This window comes from Pseudomonas sp. SL4(2022) (assembly GCF_026625725.1).
In the GTDB taxonomy this organism is placed as follows: domain Bacteria; phylum Pseudomonadota; class Gammaproteobacteria; order Pseudomonadales; family Pseudomonadaceae; genus Aquipseudomonas.
In genome coordinates this window covers 3,112,446-3,129,330 of sequence record NZ_CP113060.1, presented here as the reverse complement: position 1 = coordinate 3,129,330, position 16,885 = coordinate 3,112,446, and the positions used below count along the sequence as shown (strand labels likewise).

The window sequence follows — 16,885 nt, the reverse complement described above, 5'->3', positions numbered from 1 at the left end:
CGTGTTCTTCATTGCAGGCCTAACGCTTGGTTAAGCCGGCTTTAGCACGTCCCGAGTGAGCGAAGCGAACGGTTTGAAACCGTTGTTAGGTTCTCCGCGCGGTTGCCGACAATATTGACCCCATAGTTGCACGCATAAGGTAAAGTGATAATAAATAACCCAGCAACCAGAGTGGATTGATAAGCGAAAATACTAGCGGTCTGGAGATCCAATCGGAGACTGTCTTTCGAGCCAAGTCCTCAGGAAAACAGTAGTCCGGCAAGGCCATTCCAGCTGTGGCAAATACGGTGGTAGAGAACGTGGCGAATGCACCACACACCTCCCAGTAGGCAATGCGAGTCAGTTCACGGCGGGACAACCCGGTCTCAGCCAGCCTTTTTGCAAAAGCAACTTTCTCCACTTCGTCGTATGAAGTATCTGCCCAGGTCTGCGCAAAGACTTCCCATGCTATCTCACGCCCTGTTGGAGTTTTCATTACGAACCCAAAGTTTGGTTAAGGGGCAGGTTTTAGCCCGTCCCAAGTGAGCGCAGCGAACGGCGTTAATCTCTTGTTATAGCCCAATAGTATTGAGCCAGCTAAGCCCATGTGCAGTGATCTTATCTACAGCATCTGACAGCACTGCATCGGTGTCGGAGGAGTCATCTGAGAAAACCCACCATTTGTCTGGGCCGCCAAAAAGGAAGCCAATCCACGGAAGGCTGGCAAGCTTGGGGAACTGAAGGGGAATAAGTGCTCCGATACGCGTCCGTCGCTCGAAGCGGCAGTCATACGCGTTGGCTCGGCTGGTGCTTATGCCGGGATTGTCTCCTTCGGCAAAGACGCCAAGATTGATGGTGAATTTGCCGGCCATAGAGCGTTGTCCGAGCTGGAAATTGATGATCAGGCAGGTACGGCGGCCTTCTGAGAAGCGTCGGAACGTGCGACTACCATCAAATTTGAAGCCATGCGATGTGAGTGCCGGAACGGCAATCTCTCGAAGAGCGTTGTCGAAGGCAGAGGCTCTGGCGGACATCGGTATGGGCCCTCACATTTGGTTAAGGGGCGGGCCTTAGCACGTCCCAGCGAGCGATTTCAACCTATTGTTATACGTTTCACATGAACTCGCCTTGGCGCGTATTAAAAGTCCAAACCCACCAAGTTGCTCGGCACACTGAATTATAAAGAGAAAGTCGTTGAAGTAATTCATTTTTGGATCTTTTGCGCCTGAGATTTCAAGGCGACACGTAGATTTTGCGATTCCTTCGCAGTCTGACATTGCAACCCTAGAAAGCTCTTTAGACTCAAGTGCCACCTATGGCTGACAGTTTCTATTGATTGAAAACTGAATTCCTTCGAATACAGCTACAATGGTCTGACTGTTTACTTTCAGCATGGGTTTCTCGCCAGTGAAATTTTCATAGAATGATTGGATTTCTTGTGCATATCTTTCTATCGAAGTGTTATTGGCTTGGCTTAAAATTATGAATACTTCGTAGATAAACGGCCTACGTATAACTATTAACTAGGCGACATTGCTGTCGCATAACACAGTTTGAGATGTCTGATAACGTCCGTTGTCATGCAGTAAACCCTTGATTTACATAGGCGCGAAAATGGCAAACGCGACTAGCCCAGGTGAAAAAGCGACATGAAAGGCCACAGTTACCAAACCAGCCAAGGCACCGTAATAGCTAGACGCTACTGATCGGCCTCAAGGCTGTCTAGCTGACGTGTCGAAATCACAGCGAAGAAAAGCGGATTTATGCGAGTTTGAGTTATCTAGAGCCCAGGAATAGCAAGACTTAGCGGGATAACGCAGACAGAAACAGGGGGTTCGACCCCCATCACCCGCTCCAAATTGCAGTATCTAAAACCCTGATTTCTCTAGATATTTCGGGACTTTTTGTTTTCTGCGCGCCACTAAACCTGCCTAGCACACATAAAAGCGGCCACGGCTTTGATCGTCAAAAGGGGCGATTCGTTAGATGGCGTTCCCAACTGGATTCGAACCAGTATCTAGCCCTTAGGAGGGGCTTGTTCTATCCATTGAACTATGGGAACGCAACGGGATAGGCAGGATGACTTGCGGGCGGCATCTTAGCGAGGCCGAGGCGTTTTGTCATGCCGCTGCCATTAAGCGGGCGCGATACTGTGTACTCATCGCTCAAGGAGAATGCCATGCGCCCTGCTGCTTCGCTGAACCTGCCGGATTCGCCCTTTGCCGATTTCCACCTGCGTGCTGCCAGCGTAACCGATGCACCCGCGCTGGCGGCTTTGCTGCAACAGCTGGCACCCGATGAGCCGCGCTGCGATACCAAGTTACTGGCCTTACGTTTGAGTGAACTGCCGGTAAGCCGCGTGGTGTTGGTGGCTGAGCGCGAAGGCAAACTGCTCGGCACCTGCGCCCTGCACCTGATCGAGCACCTGGCGCATAACTTCGCCCGTTCGGCGATTGTGGAAGATGTGGTGGTGGATGAGGACGCGCGTGGCTTAGGCGTTGGCCAGGCGTTGATGGGCAAAGCCATCGAGCGCGCCCGCGCCTGGGGCTGTTACAAGGTGGCGCTGTCCAGCAGCCAGAGCCGTGAAATAGCCCATGCGTTTTACGCCAACCTGGGCTTCAAACCCCACGGCATCAGCCTGGCGCTGCAACTGGAGTAGGCCGGCGCCCTCACCGCCGGCAACTCCTTGCTGATCGCCCTCAGGCTGCGGGCTCAAACAAGCGCACGGCCTGAATCTCACTGACGAGCATCCGCGCCCTGAGTTGCTGACTGCTTTCGCGTACTTTCGCCACAGCAGTTTCTTTGACATGACCGTAACCGCGAATCTGCTCCGGCAGCTCGGCCAGGGCCAGCGCGGTGCGGTAGTTGTCGGCGTTGAGTTCCTTGAGCAGGTAGTCGAGGTCTTGCTCGTAGTCGTCGATCAGCTGCAGCTCCAGCTTGCGTTCGGCGCTGTAGCCGAACACATCCAGCGGCGTGCCACGCAGGAACTTGAACGCGGCCAGTACGCTGAAGGCCTTGAGCATCCAGGGCCCGAACTGACGCTTGCGCGGCTCGCCGGTGCTGGCATCCGGCTTGCTCAGCCAGCTAGGTGCCAGGTGGAACTCCAGACGGTAATCGCCACTGAACTGCGCTTCCAGCTGGCGGATGAAACTGCCGTCGCTGTACAGCCGCGCCACTTCGTACTCGTCCTTGTAGGCCAGCAACTTGAAGTAGTAACGCGCCACGGCCTTGCTCAGCGCTTGGTCTGCCCTCGTGTCGACCTGCTGCACCCGCGCCACCTGCTCGCGGTAGCGTTCGGCGTAGGCGGCGTTCTGGTAGGCAGTCAGACGCACCACGCGATCGGCGATGATGTCTTCCAGGCTCTGGCAATGCGGCGCTTCGATCACTTCCGGCTTGGCCAGACGTTCCACGGCAACCGCATCATGGGCGGCGCGACGGCCCCACAGGAAGGCCTGCTGATTGAGCTGCACGGCCACGCCGTTAAGCTCGATGGCCTTGTTGATGGCTTCGGCAGACACCGGCACCAGGCCCTTCTGATACGCAAAACCGAGCATAAACAGGTTAGTGGCGATGCTGTCGCCGAGCAGGCGCGTGGCCAAACGGCTGGCATCGACAAAGTGGGTTTTGCTCGCACCCACCGCCTCAATCAGCGCCTCGCGCATGGCCGCGCCAGGCACCTGAGCATCGGGGTTGCGGGTAAATTCGGCGGTGGCCGCTTCATGGCTGTTGACCACCGCATGGGCGATCTTGTCATTCAGCTTGGCCAAGGCCTCTTCACTGGCCGACACCACCAGATCGCAGCCCAGCAGCAGGTCGGTTTCACCGGCGGCAATACGCACGGCAAAGATGTCGTCCTGCTTGGCGGCGACGCGGATATGGGTGATTACAGGGCCGAATTTCTGCGCCAGGCCAGCCTGGTCGAGCACGCTGCAGCCCTTGCCTTCGATATGCGCAGCCATGCCGAGCAATGCGCCGACAGTGGTGACGCCGCTGCCGCCCACACCGGGCAGGAGGATATTCCAAGGTCGCAGCAAGGTCGGCAGGCGCGGCTCAGGTAACGCAATAAACAGCGCGCCCAGCCCCACCGCTTCAGGTTTGCGCAGGCTGCCGCCGTGCACAGTGACAAAGCTGGGGCAGAAGCCTTCAACGCAGCTGAAATCCTTGTTGCAGGCGTTCTGGTCGATCTCGCGTTTGCGCCCCAGTTCGGTTTCCAGCGGCAGCACGGAGAGGCAGTTGGACTTCACGCTGCAATCGCCGCAGCCCTCGCACACGGCCGGGTTGATAAACGCGCGTTTCTGCGGATCAACCAGCTTGCCGCGCTTGCGCCGACGGCGTTTCTCGGTGGCGCAGGTCTGGTCGTAGATGATCACCGAACAGCCCTGAAACTCGCGCAGCTCGCGCTGCACAGCGTCCAGATCACGGCGATGGTGGAACGTCACAATAGGCGCGAAGGTGGCGCGGGTCGGGTACTTTTCTGGCTCGTCGGTAACCAGGGCGATGCGTTTGACCCCTTCGGCGTACACCTGCTGGCTCAATTGATCGACACGCAACTCGCCGTCGATGGGCTGGCCGCCGGTCATGGCCACGGCATCGTTGTAGAGAATCTTGTAGGTGATATTGACCCCGGCAGCCACGGATGCGCGCAGGGCCAGTTGGCCGGAGTGGAAGTAGGTGCCGTCACCGAGGTTCTGGAAGATATGCGGGGTGTCAGTAAACGGCGCCTGGCCGATCCAGGTCGCGCCCTCGCCGCCCATCTGGGTAAAGGTGTCGGTGTTGCGGTCCATCCACTGGGTCATGTAGTGGCAACCGATACCGCCCTGGGCGCGGCTGCCTTCCGGCAGTTTGGTCGAGGTGTTGTGCGGGCAGCCAGAGCAGAAATGCGGGGTGCGCGTGGTATGGTGTTTGGGCGCAGCCAACGAGGCTTCCTTGGCCGCGAGAAAGGCCAGGCGCTCGTCGATCTTCGCGCTGCTGTAGATCGGTGCGAGGCGTTTGGCGATGGCGCGGGCGATCATCGCCGGGGTCAGTTCGGACAGATTCGGCAGCAGCGAATGGCCGGTTTCGTCGAACTCGCCGACCACGACTGGGCGCTTGCCCACGGGCCAGTTGTAGAGCTGACCGGTGAGCTGGTCTTCGATGATGCTGCGTTTTTCCTCGACCACCAGAATCTCGTCCAGACCCTCGGCGAATTCATGCACTGATACCGGTTCCAGCGGCCAGCTCATGCCGACCTTGAGCACGCGCAGGCCGACCTGGGCGCACAGCGCTTCATCCAGGCCGAGGTCATCCAGAGCCTGGCGCACATCCAGGTAGGACTTGCCGGTGGTGATAATACCTAAGCGCGGGTTGGGCGAATCGAGCTTGATCTGGTTGAGGTTGTTGGCCAGCGCGAAGGCGCGGGCGGCGTAGATTTTGTAGGTGTTGAGGCGCGCTTCCTGGGCCAGGGGTGGGTCCGGCCAGCGGATGTACACGCCGTCTTCCGGCAGCTGGAAGTCCTCGGGAATCTTCACCTGCATGCGCAGCGGATCGACATCTACCACGGCGGAGGAATCGACGTTTTCCGCGATGGTTTTCAGCGCCACCCAGCACCCGCTGTAGCGCGACAGCTCCCAGCCGATGATGCCGTAATCGAGAATTTCCTGAACGTTGGCCGGGTTGAGCACCGGGATCGAAGCGGCGATAAACGCATGCTCGCTCTGGTTGGCGATGCTGGAGGATTTGCAGCCATGGTCGTCACCAGCCAGCAGCAGCACACCACCATGCTCGGAGACACCCGCCGAGTTGCCATGCTTGAACACATCGCCACAGCGGTCCACACCCGGGCCCTTGCCGTACCACATGGCAAACACGCCGTCGTAGCGTGCACCGGGGAACAGGCTGGTCTGCTGGCTGCCCCACACAGCTGTGGCGGCCAACTCTTCGTTGACCCCCGGCTGGAAGTGGATGTGGTTGTCCTTGAGGTACTGCTTGGCGTCCCACAGGCTTTTGTCGAGGTTGCCCAGCGGCGAGCCCCGGTAGCCGGAAATAAAGCACGCAGTATTCAGGCCATGGGCGGCATCACGCTGCTTTTGCAGCATGGGCAGGCGGGTCAGTGCCTGGGTGCCGGTCAGGTAGAGGTGACCGGTCGCAAGGCGGTACTTGTCATCCAGGCGGATCTCGGCCAGAGACATTGGGGCGCTCCTTTTATTATTTTGGCGAGCTGGGCGGCAACGGTGGGTGCCACCCTTGTTAAGCCTAGTGCGGGATCGCCACACAAGGCACATGGCCAAGAATATGACTGAGCAGTACGGAGATTTTCTTTCTATTTTCGGGATGAAAAGCCAATACTGCGCATGACCTATCCAATAAATACAAGAACTCAGGAATAATCATGCAAGACTTGCTCAGCCCCATTGATCGGAAAATTCTCCGCCTGCTGCAGCACAACGCCGACCTCTCCGCCGCCGAGATCGCCGAAAAGGTGGAATTGTCACAATCGCCCTGCTGGCGGCGGATTCACCGCATGCAGGAAGACGGCATTATCGAGCGCAAGGTGGCCCTGCTCAGCCACAAGCAGCTGGGCTTCAGCATCACCGTATTTGTTGATATCAAGCTCTCGGCACACGGACGCAGCAACCTGGAAGAGTTTGAAAAAGCCGTGGTGGGTTACCCCGAAGTACTGGAGTGCTACACCATGGCCGGCGGCTCGGACTACCTGCTCAAAGTGGTGGCCAAAGACATCGCCAGCTACGAACGCTTTCTGCGCGACCACCTGCTGCAACGCCCGCATGTGCACGAAGCGCACTCGCACATCGCCATGAGCGAGGTGAAACGCACCACTGAGTTGCCGCTGGATTAAGAGCAGTGTTCAGCCCGGATGACGTGTCGCGGCTAAAGCCCCTCCCATAGGTATTGGCAGATAACTCGTAGGGTGGGTCAGCGACGCCGAATACCGCTCGATAATCCAACGTAGATAGCAACGCGGCGCGTAACCCACCAAGCGATAGAGCGCGTTGCGCTGATGATGGGTTACGCCGCACCCCATATCGGGTAAAGCCCGGCACCCGCGTAGGGCGGCTAACCCACCCTACGAACGGGGCATTGGTCATAGCACTCGACCATCAAAGGCCAGGCTCACGCCCGCAGGTAAGGCGTCGGCATTCGCTAGCAACCAGGCGTCGAAGCTATGGCCGATATGGGTCAGCACGGTTTCCCTCGGCTGCAGTTGATCAACCACCTCCAGCGCGCGGGTCAGGTCGTTGTGGTTGCGTGGGGCGATGGGTTGCGGCGCGGTGGAGCAATCCAGCACCAGCAAATCCAGCGGCTGTTGGCGCAGTACCTCGGCGCTGGCGTCGGGCACGCCGAGGGTGTCGGTCAGATAGGCGATACGCCGGCCGTCGCCCTCCAGCAAGTAGCCAAAGGTCAGCTTGGAGTGATTCAGCGGCAGCGCCGTGACGCTTAACTCACCCAACTGCCGCTGCTCGAAGGGCACAAACGGCTGGCTGAAATCGAGAATACCGGGGTGTTTGTACAGGTCGGCGAGGCCTTCCGGATCATCCGGGCCGTGCACCGGAATAATCAGCCCCTGGCCCCAGCGCAAATGCAGCAAACCCTGAGCATGGTCGGCGTGGTAATGGGTTTGCAGAATGCCGCTCAGGCTATGGGGCGGGAAGCGCTCGCACAGATCGGTCAGGCCCGAGTCGATCAGCCAGCGCTGCGCGCCGCATTCGATCAAGGCGCAACAGGGGCCACGACGCAGCGCCGGGGTCAGTCGTGCACTGGCGCAGGCCGCACAGCTGCAGTTGTACACCGGCACCTGACGCGCATCGCCGGTGCCGAGCAGGGTCAGGCGCATGCGCGGCTGGCCCCGATCAGCGCCAGCAGGTTGTCCCCTGCACGCTCAATCGACGCGGAGTTATCCAGCAGGTGCAGGCCATCACGCTCGGCGCTGGCGGCATCAAACTGAGCATTACGCGCCAGGCGCTGCTCAATCTGCTCAATGCTTTCACGGCCGCGCCTGAGCAAGCGTTCACGCAACACCGCCGGTTCGACCGAGAGCAACACGCCGATCAGATCGGGATAGCGCTGCAAAGCGTGTGGTAAATAAGCCCGTGACCCGTTGACCAGCACGTCCTGCCCCGCCGTCAGCCAGTCATCGATCTGCCGGGGAATGCCATAGGCCAGGCCGTTGGCGCGCCAGCTCAGGGCAAAAGCACCAGCGGCTTCCTGCTGGTCGAACTCGGCCGGCGACACGCCGATGGCGTCCTCACCCACCGCTTCCGCCGAGCGGGTGATGATCCGCCGGGCGATCACACAACCCCGTTCGGCCAAGCGCTCACGCGCGGCATTCAGCAGGCTGTCCTTGCCCGAGCCCGAAGGCCCCATCAGGTAGATCAACCGGCCACTCATCAGAACACCCTTTTCGCTTGTCGCCAGACTTGCTGGATCACCGCCTGGCCCGCATGCACCTGCGCCTGCACCAGGTCGGCACGCAGGCCGACGCGGATTTCGCCACGATCATGCAGCCCCGCCGCCTGTGCCGGCACGCGGCTGACGGTGGCAATCGCGCGCGGCAGATCATAGCCATTGTCCTGCCCGGCCAGCAGCAAAGCAGCCTGCAGCAGGCTGGCCGGGTAGTAATCGCTGGAGAGGATATCCAGCACACCCTGCTGAGCCAGTTCCGCGGCGGCGATATTGCCCGAGTGCGAACCACCGCGCACGATATTCGGCGCCCCCATCAGCACCTTCAGGCCCAGCTCGTGGCTGGCCTTGGCGGCTTCCAGGGTGGTGGGAAATTCGGCGATAGACATGCCGAAACCCGCCGACTCCTGCACATGGCCCAGGGTCGCGTCATCGTGGCTGGCCACGGAAATACCACGGGCCTGGCAATCGGCAACAATGCTGCGGCGCTGACGGTCGCTGTACTGCCGCGAGTTACCCACCTGCTCGACGATAAAGGCGTCCATCTCCGCTGCGCTGAGGTGGTACTTGCCCATGTAGTACTCGCGGTATTTGTCTTCCTTGGCGAACTGGCGCTGGCCCGGCGCATGGTCCATCACCGAGACCAGTTGTACCAGCGGGTGCTCGACCAGATCGCGAAACACCGCCAGGGTCTCCGGATGGCAGACCTCGCAGCGCAGGTGCAGGCGGTGGTCAGCGCGCATGTGGCCCGCTTCGGCGGCGGCGGCAATGGCTTCGAGCATCGCCGGCAGCTGCTGCATGCGTTTGCCACGCGGGTTCACATCGCCAATCGCCAGGGCGTCAAACACCGTGGTAATGCCAGCTGAGACAATCTGCGCATCGTGGGTCAGCACCGCCGAGGCCGAGGGCCAATCCACCCCAGGCCGTGGGCTCATGTATTTTTCCAGGTTGTCGGTGTGCAGCTCGACCAGGCCAGGCAGCAGGTAATCACCGTTCAAATTCTGCGCCTGAGGCAAACCGCTGACGCCCTCTTCTACCTGGGCAATCAGGCCGTTACGCAGCACCAGGGTGCCGACAAACTCCTGCTCGGCGGTGATGACCCGCGCGTTGGTAAGAATCTGCTCAACCGGCATACACATACTCCTGCTGCGCCGCAGCGCTCATATCAAGGTAACGATCGGCCACCGCTTCACGGGCGGCACGGTCGTGGAAGATGCCAATCAGCGCGCTACCGGCGGCCTTGGCTTCATCGATCAGTTCCAGCACCACCTGGCGGTTGGCGTCGTCCAGGGACGCTGTGGGTTCATCCAGCAGCATCAGTGGCCAGGCGACCATAAAACCACGGGCGATATTCACCCGCTGCTGCTCGCCGCCGGAGAAGGTGCCGGGGGCCAGTTGCCACAAGGCTTGCGGGATATTCAGGCGGCTGAGCAGGCTCTTGGCCCGTGCCTCGGCGTCCGCCTTGCTCCAGCCACGGGCCAGGGCCGGTTCCATCACCACATCCAGAGTGGCGACCCGGGGAATCACCCGCAGAAACTGGCTGACATAACCCAGGGTCTGCCGCCGCACCGCCAGCACCTGGCGCGGTTCTGCGCCAACCAGCTCAACCCAGGCGCCGTTGTGCAGCACGCGAATGCTGCCGCCCGCGGCCAGGTAGTTGCCGTACAGGGTGCGCAGCAAGGTCGATTTGCCGGCGCCAGACTGCCCGTGCAGCACCAGGCATTCGCCGGCGCGCACGCTGAAATGCAGCCCGCTCAACACATTCAGCACCACGCCGTGCTGTTGATGCAGGGTAAAGGTCTTGCTGAGGCCAGAGACCTCGATAAGCGTATTCATGACTTACCTCTTTTATCCCTGTAGAAGCGGCCTTGGCCGCGAAAAGCTGATCGCGACCAAGGCCGCTCCTACAAAAGGTCTCGTTAAGGCTGCAGGACAGACGACACCAGCAACTGCGAATAGGGATGCTGCGGGTCATCGAGAATCTGATCGGTGAGTCCGGCCTCGACCACATGGGAGCGGCGCATCACCATCAGCCGGTCCGCCAGCAAGCGCGCCACCGCCAGGTCGTGGGTGACAATCACCACCGCCAGATCCAGCTCGCGCACCAGGCCGCGCAACAGGTCGAGCAGGCGCGCCTGCACCGACACATCCAGGCCGCCGGTGGGCTCATCCATAAAAATCAACCGTGGGCTGGACACCAGATTGCGGGCGATCTGCAAGCGCTGCTGCATGCCACCGGAGAAGGTGCGCGGCAGGTCGTCGATACGCAGCGGGTCGATTTCCACCTGTTGCAGCCAGTCGATGCCGGCCGCGCGCAGTTCGCCGTAATGGCGCACGCCCTGAGCCATCAGCCGCTCGCCGATATTGGCCCCGGCCGACACGCCCATGCGCAGCCCATCACGCGGGTTTTGCTCGACAAAGCCCCACTCGGTGCGCAGCAGCGTGCGCCGCTGTGCTTCGCTGGCGCTGTACAGATCAACCCAGTTGCCGGTTGTGTCGCGATAACTGACCGTGCCGCGATCCGGCGGGCAGCGCCCGGAGAGCAGGCTAAGCAGAGTCGACTTGCCCGAACCGGACTCGCCAACGATGCCCAGCACCTCGCCTGGGTACAGGTCGAACGACACGCCCTGGCAGCCTTTTTCCGGGCCGTACAGACGCGTCAGGTCGCGCACGCTGAACAGCGGCTGCGCCGTGTCGGTGTGCAGATGCATGTTCTCGGCAGCACTCATTGCGCGCCCTCCTCTTCAAGGTCACGGCGTTGCATGCAGTAATCGGTGTCGGAGCAGACGAAGCGCTTGGTCCCGGCGTCGTCGACAATCAGCTCATCAAGGTAGGAATCGTGGCTGCCACAGAAGGCGCAGCATTCGTCCCAACGCTGGATTTCGAAGGGGTGATCTTCGAAGTCCAGACTGACCACCCGAGTAAACGGCGGCACGGCATACAGGCGCTTTTCGCGGCCCGCGCCGAACAGCATCAGCGCCGGGCTCATGTGCAGCTTGGGGTTGTCGAATTTGGGGATCGGTGACGGGTCCATCACGTAGCGCTCATCGACCGTCACCGGGTAGGCGTAGCTGGTGGCGATATGGCCGAAAGTGGCGATGTCCTCGTACAGCTTCACATGCATCACGCCGTAATCTTCCAGCGCGTGCATGGTGCGGGTCTCGGTTTCCGAGGGCTCGATAAAGCGCAGCGGCTCGGGAATCGGCACCTGGTAGACCATGATCTGATCGCCGCTCAACGCGGTTTCCGGAATGCGGTGACGGGTCTGAATCACCGTCGCCTCCGGCGTGCGCGTGGTGGTTTTAACCCCGGCAGTGCGGGCGAAGAAGCGGCGGATCGACACCGCGTTGGTGGTGTCATCCGCGCCCTGATCGATCACTTTGAGCACATCATCGGCACCGAGAATCGCCGCCGTCAGCTGCATGCCACCAGTGCCCCAGCCATAGGGCAGCGGCATCTCGCGGCCACCGAACGGCACCTGATAACCGGGAACCGCAACAGCCTTGAGCAGGCCACGGCGGATCATACGTTTCGTCTGTTCGTCCAGATAAGCAAAGTTGTACCCCACCTCACACGCTACTGCGCCAGCTTGATTCGCGTGCGGGCGGTGCTCGGCATCCTCATGTACAACGTCGTACATTCCGGTGCCTGCGCTCCGGCCGCCCACGACTGAAGCAGGCTCGCTACGCGTGTAGATTTCATTCGTATTCATGCGCGTTGCTCCTCGGCGGCGGGCTGTTCGCTGGCCTGCTTGCGCAGTTTGCGGATCAGTTCCAGCTCGGATTGGAAGTCGACGTAGTGCGGCAATTTCAGGTGCGAGACGAAGCCGGCGGCCTCGACGTTGTCGCAGTGCATCAGCACGAATTCTTCCTGCTGCGCCGGGCCTTCAACCTCCTCGCTGTACTCCGCCGCACGCAGCGAACGGTCGACCAGGGCCATGCCCATGGCCTTACGCTCGGCATAGCCAAAGGCCAGGCCGTAACCACGGGTGAACTGCGCCTGCTCGGCACTCTCACCAACGAACTGGTTGACCATCTCGCACTCGGTGACTTCGATATCGCCCAGCGGCACGGCAAAGCCGAGCTCTTCCGGCTCCAGCCAGACCTCGACCTCGCCGATGCGAATCTCCCCGGCAAAGGGGTGATTGCGCCCGTAACCGCGCTGGGTGGAATAACCCAGCGCCAGCAGGAAACCTTCATCGCCTCGGGCCAGTGCCTGCAGGCGCTGAGCGCGACTGGCAGGAAAATCCAGCGGTTCGCGGGTGATATCCGGCACGGCAGCACCTTCATCGACTTCGCGGGCCATCAGCCCTTCGTCGGCAAGAAAATCCAGCACCCGTGGGCACGGCGACAGTTCAGCCTGCGGATCAACCTGCGGCCCCGGTTGTTCGCCCTCGGCCAGCAGGGCGAAATCCAGCAGGCGGTGGCTGTAGTCGAAGGTCGGGCCGAGCAATTGGCCGCCGGGTAGGTCTTTGAAGGTCGCTGAGATGCGCCGGCTCAGCTGCATCTGCGTGGTCTCCAGCGCGGCGCTGGCACCGAAGCGCGGCAGCGTGGTGCGGTAGGCGCGCAGCAGGAAGATGGCTTCCATCAGGTCACCGGCGGCTTGTTTGATCGCCAGTGCGGCCAGCTGCGGGTCGTACAGCGAGCCTTCGCTCATCACCCGCGCCACCGCCAGTGGCATTTGCTCGCGCACTTGCGCCACGCTCAGCTCAGGGATGGCGGTATCACCACGGCGCTTTTTTGCCAGCAGCAAGTGGGCATTGTCGATGGCGCGTTCGCCACCTTTAACGGCTACGTACATCAGGCAGCCTCCTCGGCATTGAGCAGCACACGGGTGCTGCGCGGCAGACCGATGACCTGCTCGCCAGCGGCGAAGAAGGCATCCAGGCCACGGGGAAACGCGCTGCGCGCCTGACGCTGCTGCCAAAACACCGCTGGCAGCGGCAGCTCAACGCAGCGCACGTCCTTGATGCCTGGCCCACGCCAACGCAATGCGGCACCGCCGCTTAGCGCATCCAGTTGAATCAGCAAGGTGCAGGACTGATCGGGGTAGCGTTCGCTGCCGTTGTCGAACGCCGACAGGTCGCTCAGTTCGCGCTCATCAAGCAGGGCAAACAGCGCCAGCTCGCGCTCGGCGACAATCGGACAGCCGCAGTGAAAGGCCAGGTTGGCGCGGATCGCCGGGGTGTCGAAGCACGGCGCCAGCCACAACGGCGTATCCGCATCGAGAAACGCCAGACACAGGGCATACGTGGCCGGCTGCAGGCTCTCCAGGGCCAGTGCGCGGTTCAAGGGTTGCTGCAAACCCGGCTCGGCCAGCGCCTTGAGGGCACTGCGAAAGCTGGTTTGCGCGTCCAGCACCGGGTCATTGAAGGCCGGTTGCAGCCATTGCGAGCTATTCGCCGCGTTCATCAGTCTTCTCCTCTGACCAGGGTGAAAAACTCCACCTGCGTGGTGGCAGTTTCAGCGGCTTTGGCCGCCTGTTGGGCATGCTGGGCTGCGGCCAGGGGTTCGATCAGGCGTGCGTGCCAGTGCGCCTGCTCTTGGCCTTGCAGGTGGGCATCGGCCAGAGCCGCCAATTCGGCATGCTGCTTGTCACGCCCCGCCACATAGCTGTAACCGGTGCGGCCATCGGCCAGTCGCACCACGCAGCGGGTGACGCTCATCTCGCCCAGGTTGAACGGGCTGCCCGTGCCCCCCATGCGTCCACGCACCAGCGTCATGCCGATTTCTGGGGCGCGGATCAGGCGGTAATCGACTTCTTTGAGCATCACTTCATAAGCCGCCAAGCGCGTGCCAGCCCGGGCCAGCACGCCCATCCAGTGCTGACGGGTGGCGATCTGCGGGTCGTTGTGCAACAGGTTGCGGTTCATCAACAAGCCTCCATCAAAGGGCGAGCTGGTACTGGAAACGGTCGGCGCGGCTGGTCGATAACGACAGCTCCACCGGCCGTCCGGCCAGATCGCGGGAAAGGGTTTGCACACTCAACAGCGGTGCATGCTTGGGCATCAACAACCGCGCGGCCTCGTCGCGGCTGGGCAGGCGCGCGCCGATCAGGCTGAAGGTGCGGGTCAGTGGCAGCCCGCGCTGGCTGAGGTACTGGCGCAGCGAGCCACCCTGGTAGTCGGCCAGCAACTCGGCGTATTCGGTGCTGAAGGCATGCCGAATCAGGCTGACGGGCTGGCCTTCAATCAGGCGCAAAGTGCTCAGCTCCAGCAGTTGCGCAGCACTGGGCAGTTGCAGGTACTCGCGCTCCTCGCAGCTGGCCGGGCGCAGGCGGCTTTCCAGCAATTGCGCCTCGACCTTGTGGCCAAGCGCCGAGAGCGAAGCGCTGTAGGCACTGCCGGCCTGCATCGGATAGACCATGGGTTTAGCCAACACCCGCGTGCCCTTGCCCTGCTGGCGCAGCAGGCGGCCTTCGAGCACCAGCTCATCCACCGCCCGGCGCAGGGTATGGCGGTTGACGGCAAAACGCGCGGCCAGCTGCACCTCGGCCGGCAGGTAATCGCCAGGGCTCATGCGCTGCAGTTCATCGCGCAGCACGGCAGCCAGTTCGCGGTACAGCGGCTCAGGTTGTCTAGACAAGTGCATGGCTAATAAAGGGCATCCGCAGATGCCCGCTCTCCGTCAGATGAATTGTTTGCGCAGGCGCTGCGAAATGATGTCCAGCAGGCTGACCACCACGATGATCACGATCAGCAGGGCGCAGGTCTGACCGAACTGGAAGCCGCGAATCGCTTCCCAAAGCATCACCCCGATGCCGCCGGCACCGACCATGCCGACCACCGTGGCCGAGCGCACGTTGGATTCGAAGCGGTACAGCGAATAGGAAATCCACAGCGGCAGCACTTGCGGAATCACCCCGTAGATAACTTCCTGCAACGCGCTGGCGCCGGTGGCGCGCACGCCTTCAACCGGGCCCGGATCGATGGCCTCAACGGCCTCGGCAAACAGTTTGGCCAACACCCCGGTGGTGCCGATAAACAGCGCCAATACACCGGCGAATGGCCCCAGGCCAACCGCCACCACGAAGAGCATGGCGAAGACCATTTCATTGATCGAACGGCAGGCGTCCATCACCCGGCGAATCGGCTGGTAGACCCACCACGGGACAATGTTTTCCGAGCAGAGAATGCCCAGCGGGATCGCGCAGACAATCGCCAACACCGTGCCCCACAGGGCGATCTGCACGGTGACAATCATCTCCTTGAGGTACAGCTCCCAGTTGCTGAAATCAGGCGGAAAAAAGTCCGCGGCAAAGGTCGCCATGTTGCTGGAGTCGCGGATCAGCGCCAGCGGATTCATCTCCGCGCCCTGCCAGGACCAGGCCAACACAACAAAGAACAACCCCCAGCCGATCAGTTGCAGCCAGGAACGCTTGGCAATCAGGTCAGGCGCGGGAGCGGTGGTCAAAGTGGTCATAACAACATCTCGAATCAGGCGGCAGAAGAAAACGACCCGCCGTAGACGGCGGGTCGAGCACTGCGATTAACCAGCGCTGGCAGGGCTTTGCTTGGCGATTTCAGCCATGCGTTTTTCCAGCTTGGCCAACTCGGCATCCAACTCCTTGAGTTGAGCCTGCTTGTCGGCTTCCTTGAGCTTGTCGTTGTTAGCCACTTCGGTGCGCTTTTTGAACAGTTCCAGCTGACGAATCGGCAGCAGTTGATCGTCATCAGACGCCTTGAACTTGGCCCACTGCAGACCGACCAGGACTTTCTGCTCGGCCGGCTCATCACCGTAGGTCATGAAGAATTCACGCAGCTTGTTCTTACTCGCGTCATCCAGGTTCTTGCGCCATACCATTGGGTCGGACGGGATCAGCGGCGAGGTCCAGATCACTTTCAGCTGGGCAGCTTTGTCAGGGGCAGTCACTTGCAGACGCTCCATGCCTTCGCTGTTGAAGGTGCCGACATCGACCTGCTTGTTGGCTACCGACAGGGCGTTGACTTCATGGCTGCCGTTGAGAGCACGCTTGAAGATCTTGTTGGCGTCGGCATTGTTCTGCGCGAACACGTAGTAGCCCGGTACCAGGTAACCCGAGGTGGAGTTCGGGTCGCCGTTGGCGAAAGTCAGGGTCTTGGCGTTTTTCAGCATGTCTTCGATCGAGTTGATCGCGCTGTCCTTGTGCGCCACCATCAGGCTGTAATAGCCCTGGGTACCATTGGCAGCAACGGTCTGGGCGAAGATCTGCCCACCGGCGCGGTCAACCGCTTCCATTGCGGCCTTGTTGCCATACCAGGCCACATCAACCTTGTCGAAGCGCATACCCTGAATGATCCCCGCGTAGTCAGGCGCGAAGAAAGCATTGATCTTCAACCCGGTTTGCTTGCCCATGTCGGCCAGGAAGGGGTCCCACATGCTTTTCAGGTTCTGCGAAGACTCGGTAGAGATGATGCCGAAATTGATTTCCTGCTCAGCGGCCTGGGCGGCGCCCAGAACCGAACCAGCCAGCAGCGTGGACGCGGCGAGAACGCGACTGATACGTTTGAACATGCAAAGCACTCCTAGTG

At 61.0% G+C, this 16,885-nt stretch carries 16 protein-coding genes, 1 tRNA gene and 1 other RNA gene; 3 read left to right on the top strand and 15 right to left on the bottom strand.

All coding sequences use genetic code 11. From position 1 onward, the window contains the following. Positions 1-551: 551 nt before the first annotated feature. Both OU997_RS14775 and OU997_RS14770 read right to left on the bottom strand, forming a co-directional pair. Positions 552-1,013 carry a DUF4304 domain-containing protein gene (locus OU997_RS14775; protein WP_267807281.1) on the bottom strand — a complete coding sequence of 154 codons (462 nt, stop codon included), beginning with the start codon at positions 1,011-1,013 and terminating at the stop codon, positions 552-554. 953 nt (positions 1,014-1,966) lie between these two features. After that, positions 1,967-2,041, bottom strand: a tRNA-Arg gene (locus tag OU997_RS14770). 117 nt (positions 2,042-2,158) lie between these two features. Here OU997_RS14770 and OU997_RS14765 point away from each other — a divergent pair. Continuing rightward, entirely contained in the window at positions 2,159-2,638 is a 480-nt protein-coding gene (locus tag OU997_RS14765; protein ID WP_108487784.1) for a GNAT family N-acetyltransferase, read from the top strand. Between the two features lie 40 nt (positions 2,639-2,678). Here the strand turns inward: OU997_RS14765 and OU997_RS14760 are convergent, their stop codons facing one another. Continuing rightward, positions 2,679-6,146, bottom strand: a complete 3,468-nt coding sequence (locus OU997_RS14760; protein ID WP_267807274.1) for an indolepyruvate ferredoxin oxidoreductase family protein — start codon at positions 6,144-6,146, stop codon at positions 2,679-2,681. A gap of 200 nt (positions 6,147-6,346) precedes the next feature. Between OU997_RS14760 and OU997_RS14755 the strand changes: the two genes are divergently transcribed. Then, positions 6,347-6,814, top strand: a complete 468-nt coding sequence (locus OU997_RS14755; protein ID WP_108488093.1) for an Lrp/AsnC family transcriptional regulator — start codon at positions 6,347-6,349, stop codon at positions 6,812-6,814. 246 nt (positions 6,815-7,060) lie between these two features. Here OU997_RS14755 and phnP read toward each other — a convergent pair whose 3' ends face one another. The 6 genes from phnP to OU997_RS14725 form a co-directional block, all read right to left on the bottom strand. Further along, positions 7,061-7,810 carry a phosphonate metabolism protein PhnP gene (gene phnP / locus OU997_RS14750; RefSeq protein ID WP_267807272.1) on the bottom strand — a complete coding sequence of 250 codons (750 nt, stop codon included), beginning with the start codon at positions 7,808-7,810 and terminating at the stop codon, positions 7,061-7,063. Next, the gene (gene phnN, locus OU997_RS14745; RefSeq protein WP_267807270.1) at positions 7,801-8,364 is read right to left on the bottom strand and encodes a phosphonate metabolism protein/1,5-bisphosphokinase (PRPP-forming) PhnN; all 564 of its coding nucleotides are present in this window, start codon (positions 8,362-8,364) and stop codon (positions 7,801-7,803) included. Before phnN ends, phnP begins: the two co-directional genes overlap by 10 nt. Continuing rightward, positions 8,364-9,509 (bottom strand): alpha-D-ribose 1-methylphosphonate 5-triphosphate diphosphatase, encoded by a 1,146-nt coding sequence (locus OU997_RS14740; RefSeq protein ID WP_267807269.1) that lies wholly within the window; start codon positions 9,507-9,509, stop codon positions 8,364-8,366. The genes phnN and OU997_RS14740 overlap by 1 nt, the downstream gene beginning before the upstream one ends. Continuing rightward, positions 9,499-10,212 (bottom strand): phosphonate C-P lyase system protein PhnL, encoded by a 714-nt coding sequence (phnL, locus tag OU997_RS14735; RefSeq protein ID WP_108488097.1) that lies wholly within the window; start codon positions 10,210-10,212, stop codon positions 9,499-9,501. The genes OU997_RS14740 and phnL overlap by 11 nt, the downstream gene beginning before the upstream one ends. An 83-nt stretch (positions 10,213-10,295) precedes the next feature. Continuing rightward, positions 10,296-11,105, bottom strand: coding sequence for a phosphonate C-P lyase system protein PhnK (phnK, locus tag OU997_RS14730; RefSeq protein WP_267807268.1), 810 nt, complete (start codon positions 11,103-11,105; stop codon positions 10,296-10,298). Continuing rightward, a complete protein-coding gene (locus tag OU997_RS14725; protein WP_108488128.1) occupies positions 11,102-11,944 on the bottom strand; it encodes an alpha-D-ribose 1-methylphosphonate 5-phosphate C-P-lyase PhnJ in 843 nt (280 codons plus the stop codon). Before OU997_RS14725 ends, phnK begins: the two co-directional genes overlap by 4 nt. A gap of 54 nt (positions 11,945-11,998) precedes the next feature. Here OU997_RS14725 and OU997_RS14720 point away from each other — a divergent pair. After that, positions 11,999-12,080: non-coding RNA, sX9 sRNA (locus OU997_RS14720), on the top strand. A 4-nt stretch (positions 12,081-12,084) separates the two neighbouring features. Here OU997_RS14720 and OU997_RS14715 read toward each other — a convergent pair. The 6 genes from OU997_RS14715 to phnD form a co-directional block, all read right to left on the bottom strand. Then, positions 12,085-13,176, bottom strand: coding sequence for a carbon-phosphorus lyase complex subunit PhnI (locus OU997_RS14715; RefSeq protein WP_267807263.1), 1,092 nt, complete (start codon positions 13,174-13,176; stop codon positions 12,085-12,087). Then, positions 13,176-13,787 (bottom strand): phosphonate C-P lyase system protein PhnH, encoded by a 612-nt coding sequence (gene phnH, locus OU997_RS14710; protein WP_267807262.1) that lies wholly within the window; start codon positions 13,785-13,787, stop codon positions 13,176-13,178. The genes OU997_RS14715 and phnH overlap by 1 nt, the downstream gene beginning before the upstream one ends. After that, on the bottom strand, positions 13,787-14,233 hold the full coding sequence (gene phnG / locus OU997_RS14705; protein WP_256583064.1) for a phosphonate C-P lyase system protein PhnG: 447 nt from the start codon (positions 14,231-14,233) through the stop codon (positions 13,787-13,789). The genes phnH and phnG overlap by 1 nt, the downstream gene beginning before the upstream one ends. Positions 14,234-14,261: 28 nt before the next feature. After that, on the bottom strand, positions 14,262-14,966 hold the full coding sequence (gene phnF, locus OU997_RS14700) for a phosphonate metabolism transcriptional regulator PhnF (protein WP_108488102.1): 705 nt from the start codon (positions 14,964-14,966) through the stop codon (positions 14,262-14,264). Between the two features lie 36 nt (positions 14,967-15,002). Then, a complete protein-coding gene (gene phnE, locus OU997_RS14695; RefSeq protein WP_108488103.1) occupies positions 15,003-15,797 on the bottom strand; it encodes a phosphonate ABC transporter, permease protein PhnE in 795 nt (264 codons plus the stop codon). A gap of 66 nt (positions 15,798-15,863) precedes the next feature. Next, the gene (gene phnD, locus OU997_RS14690; protein ID WP_108488104.1) at positions 15,864-16,868 is read right to left on the bottom strand and encodes a phosphonate ABC transporter substrate-binding protein; all 1,005 of its coding nucleotides are present in this window, start codon (positions 16,866-16,868) and stop codon (positions 15,864-15,866) included. Positions 16,869-16,885: the final 17 nt, after the last annotated feature.

What these genes read in the sequence shown, in the direction of transcription:
- phnH (WP_267807262.1), bottom strand. Translation starts at nt 13,787, where the DNA reads ATGAACGCGGCGAATAGCTCGCAATGGCTGCAACCGGCCTTCAATGAC.
- OU997_RS14760 (WP_267807274.1), bottom strand. Translation starts at nt 6,146, where the DNA reads ATGTCTCTGGCCGAGATCCGCCTGGATGACAAGTACCGCCTTGCGACC.
- OU997_RS14775 (WP_267807281.1), bottom strand. Translation starts at nt 1,013, where the DNA reads ATGTCCGCCAGAGCCTCTGCCTTCGACAACGCTCTTCGAGAGATTGCC.
- OU997_RS14715 (WP_267807263.1), bottom strand. Translation starts at nt 13,176, where the DNA reads ATGTACGTAGCCGTTAAAGGTGGCGAACGCGCCATCGACAATGCCCAC.
- OU997_RS14755 (WP_108488093.1), top strand. Translation starts at nt 6,347, where the DNA reads ATGCAAGACTTGCTCAGCCCCATTGATCGGAAAATTCTCCGCCTGCTG.
- OU997_RS14740 (WP_267807269.1), bottom strand. Translation starts at nt 9,509, where the DNA reads ATGCCGGTTGAGCAGATTCTTACCAACGCGCGGGTCATCACCGCCGAG.
- OU997_RS14765 (WP_108487784.1), top strand. Translation starts at nt 2,159, where the DNA reads ATGCGCCCTGCTGCTTCGCTGAACCTGCCGGATTCGCCCTTTGCCGAT.
- phnE (WP_108488103.1), bottom strand. Translation starts at nt 15,797, where the DNA reads ATGACCACTTTGACCACCGCTCCCGCGCCTGACCTGATTGCCAAGCGT.
- phnK (WP_267807268.1), bottom strand. Translation starts at nt 11,105, where the DNA reads ATGAGTGCTGCCGAGAACATGCATCTGCACACCGACACGGCGCAGCCG.
- phnF (WP_108488102.1), bottom strand. Translation starts at nt 14,966, where the DNA reads ATGCACTTGTCTAGACAACCTGAGCCGCTGTACCGCGAACTGGCTGCC.
- phnP (WP_267807272.1), bottom strand. Translation starts at nt 7,810, where the DNA reads ATGCGCCTGACCCTGCTCGGCACCGGCGATGCGCGTCAGGTGCCGGTG.
- phnL (WP_108488097.1), bottom strand. Translation starts at nt 10,212, where the DNA reads ATGAATACGCTTATCGAGGTCTCTGGCCTCAGCAAGACCTTTACCCTG.
- phnN (WP_267807270.1), bottom strand. Translation starts at nt 8,364, where the DNA reads ATGAGTGGCCGGTTGATCTACCTGATGGGGCCTTCGGGCTCGGGCAAG.
- phnD (WP_108488104.1), bottom strand. Translation starts at nt 16,868, where the DNA reads ATGTTCAAACGTATCAGTCGCGTTCTCGCCGCGTCCACGCTGCTGGCT.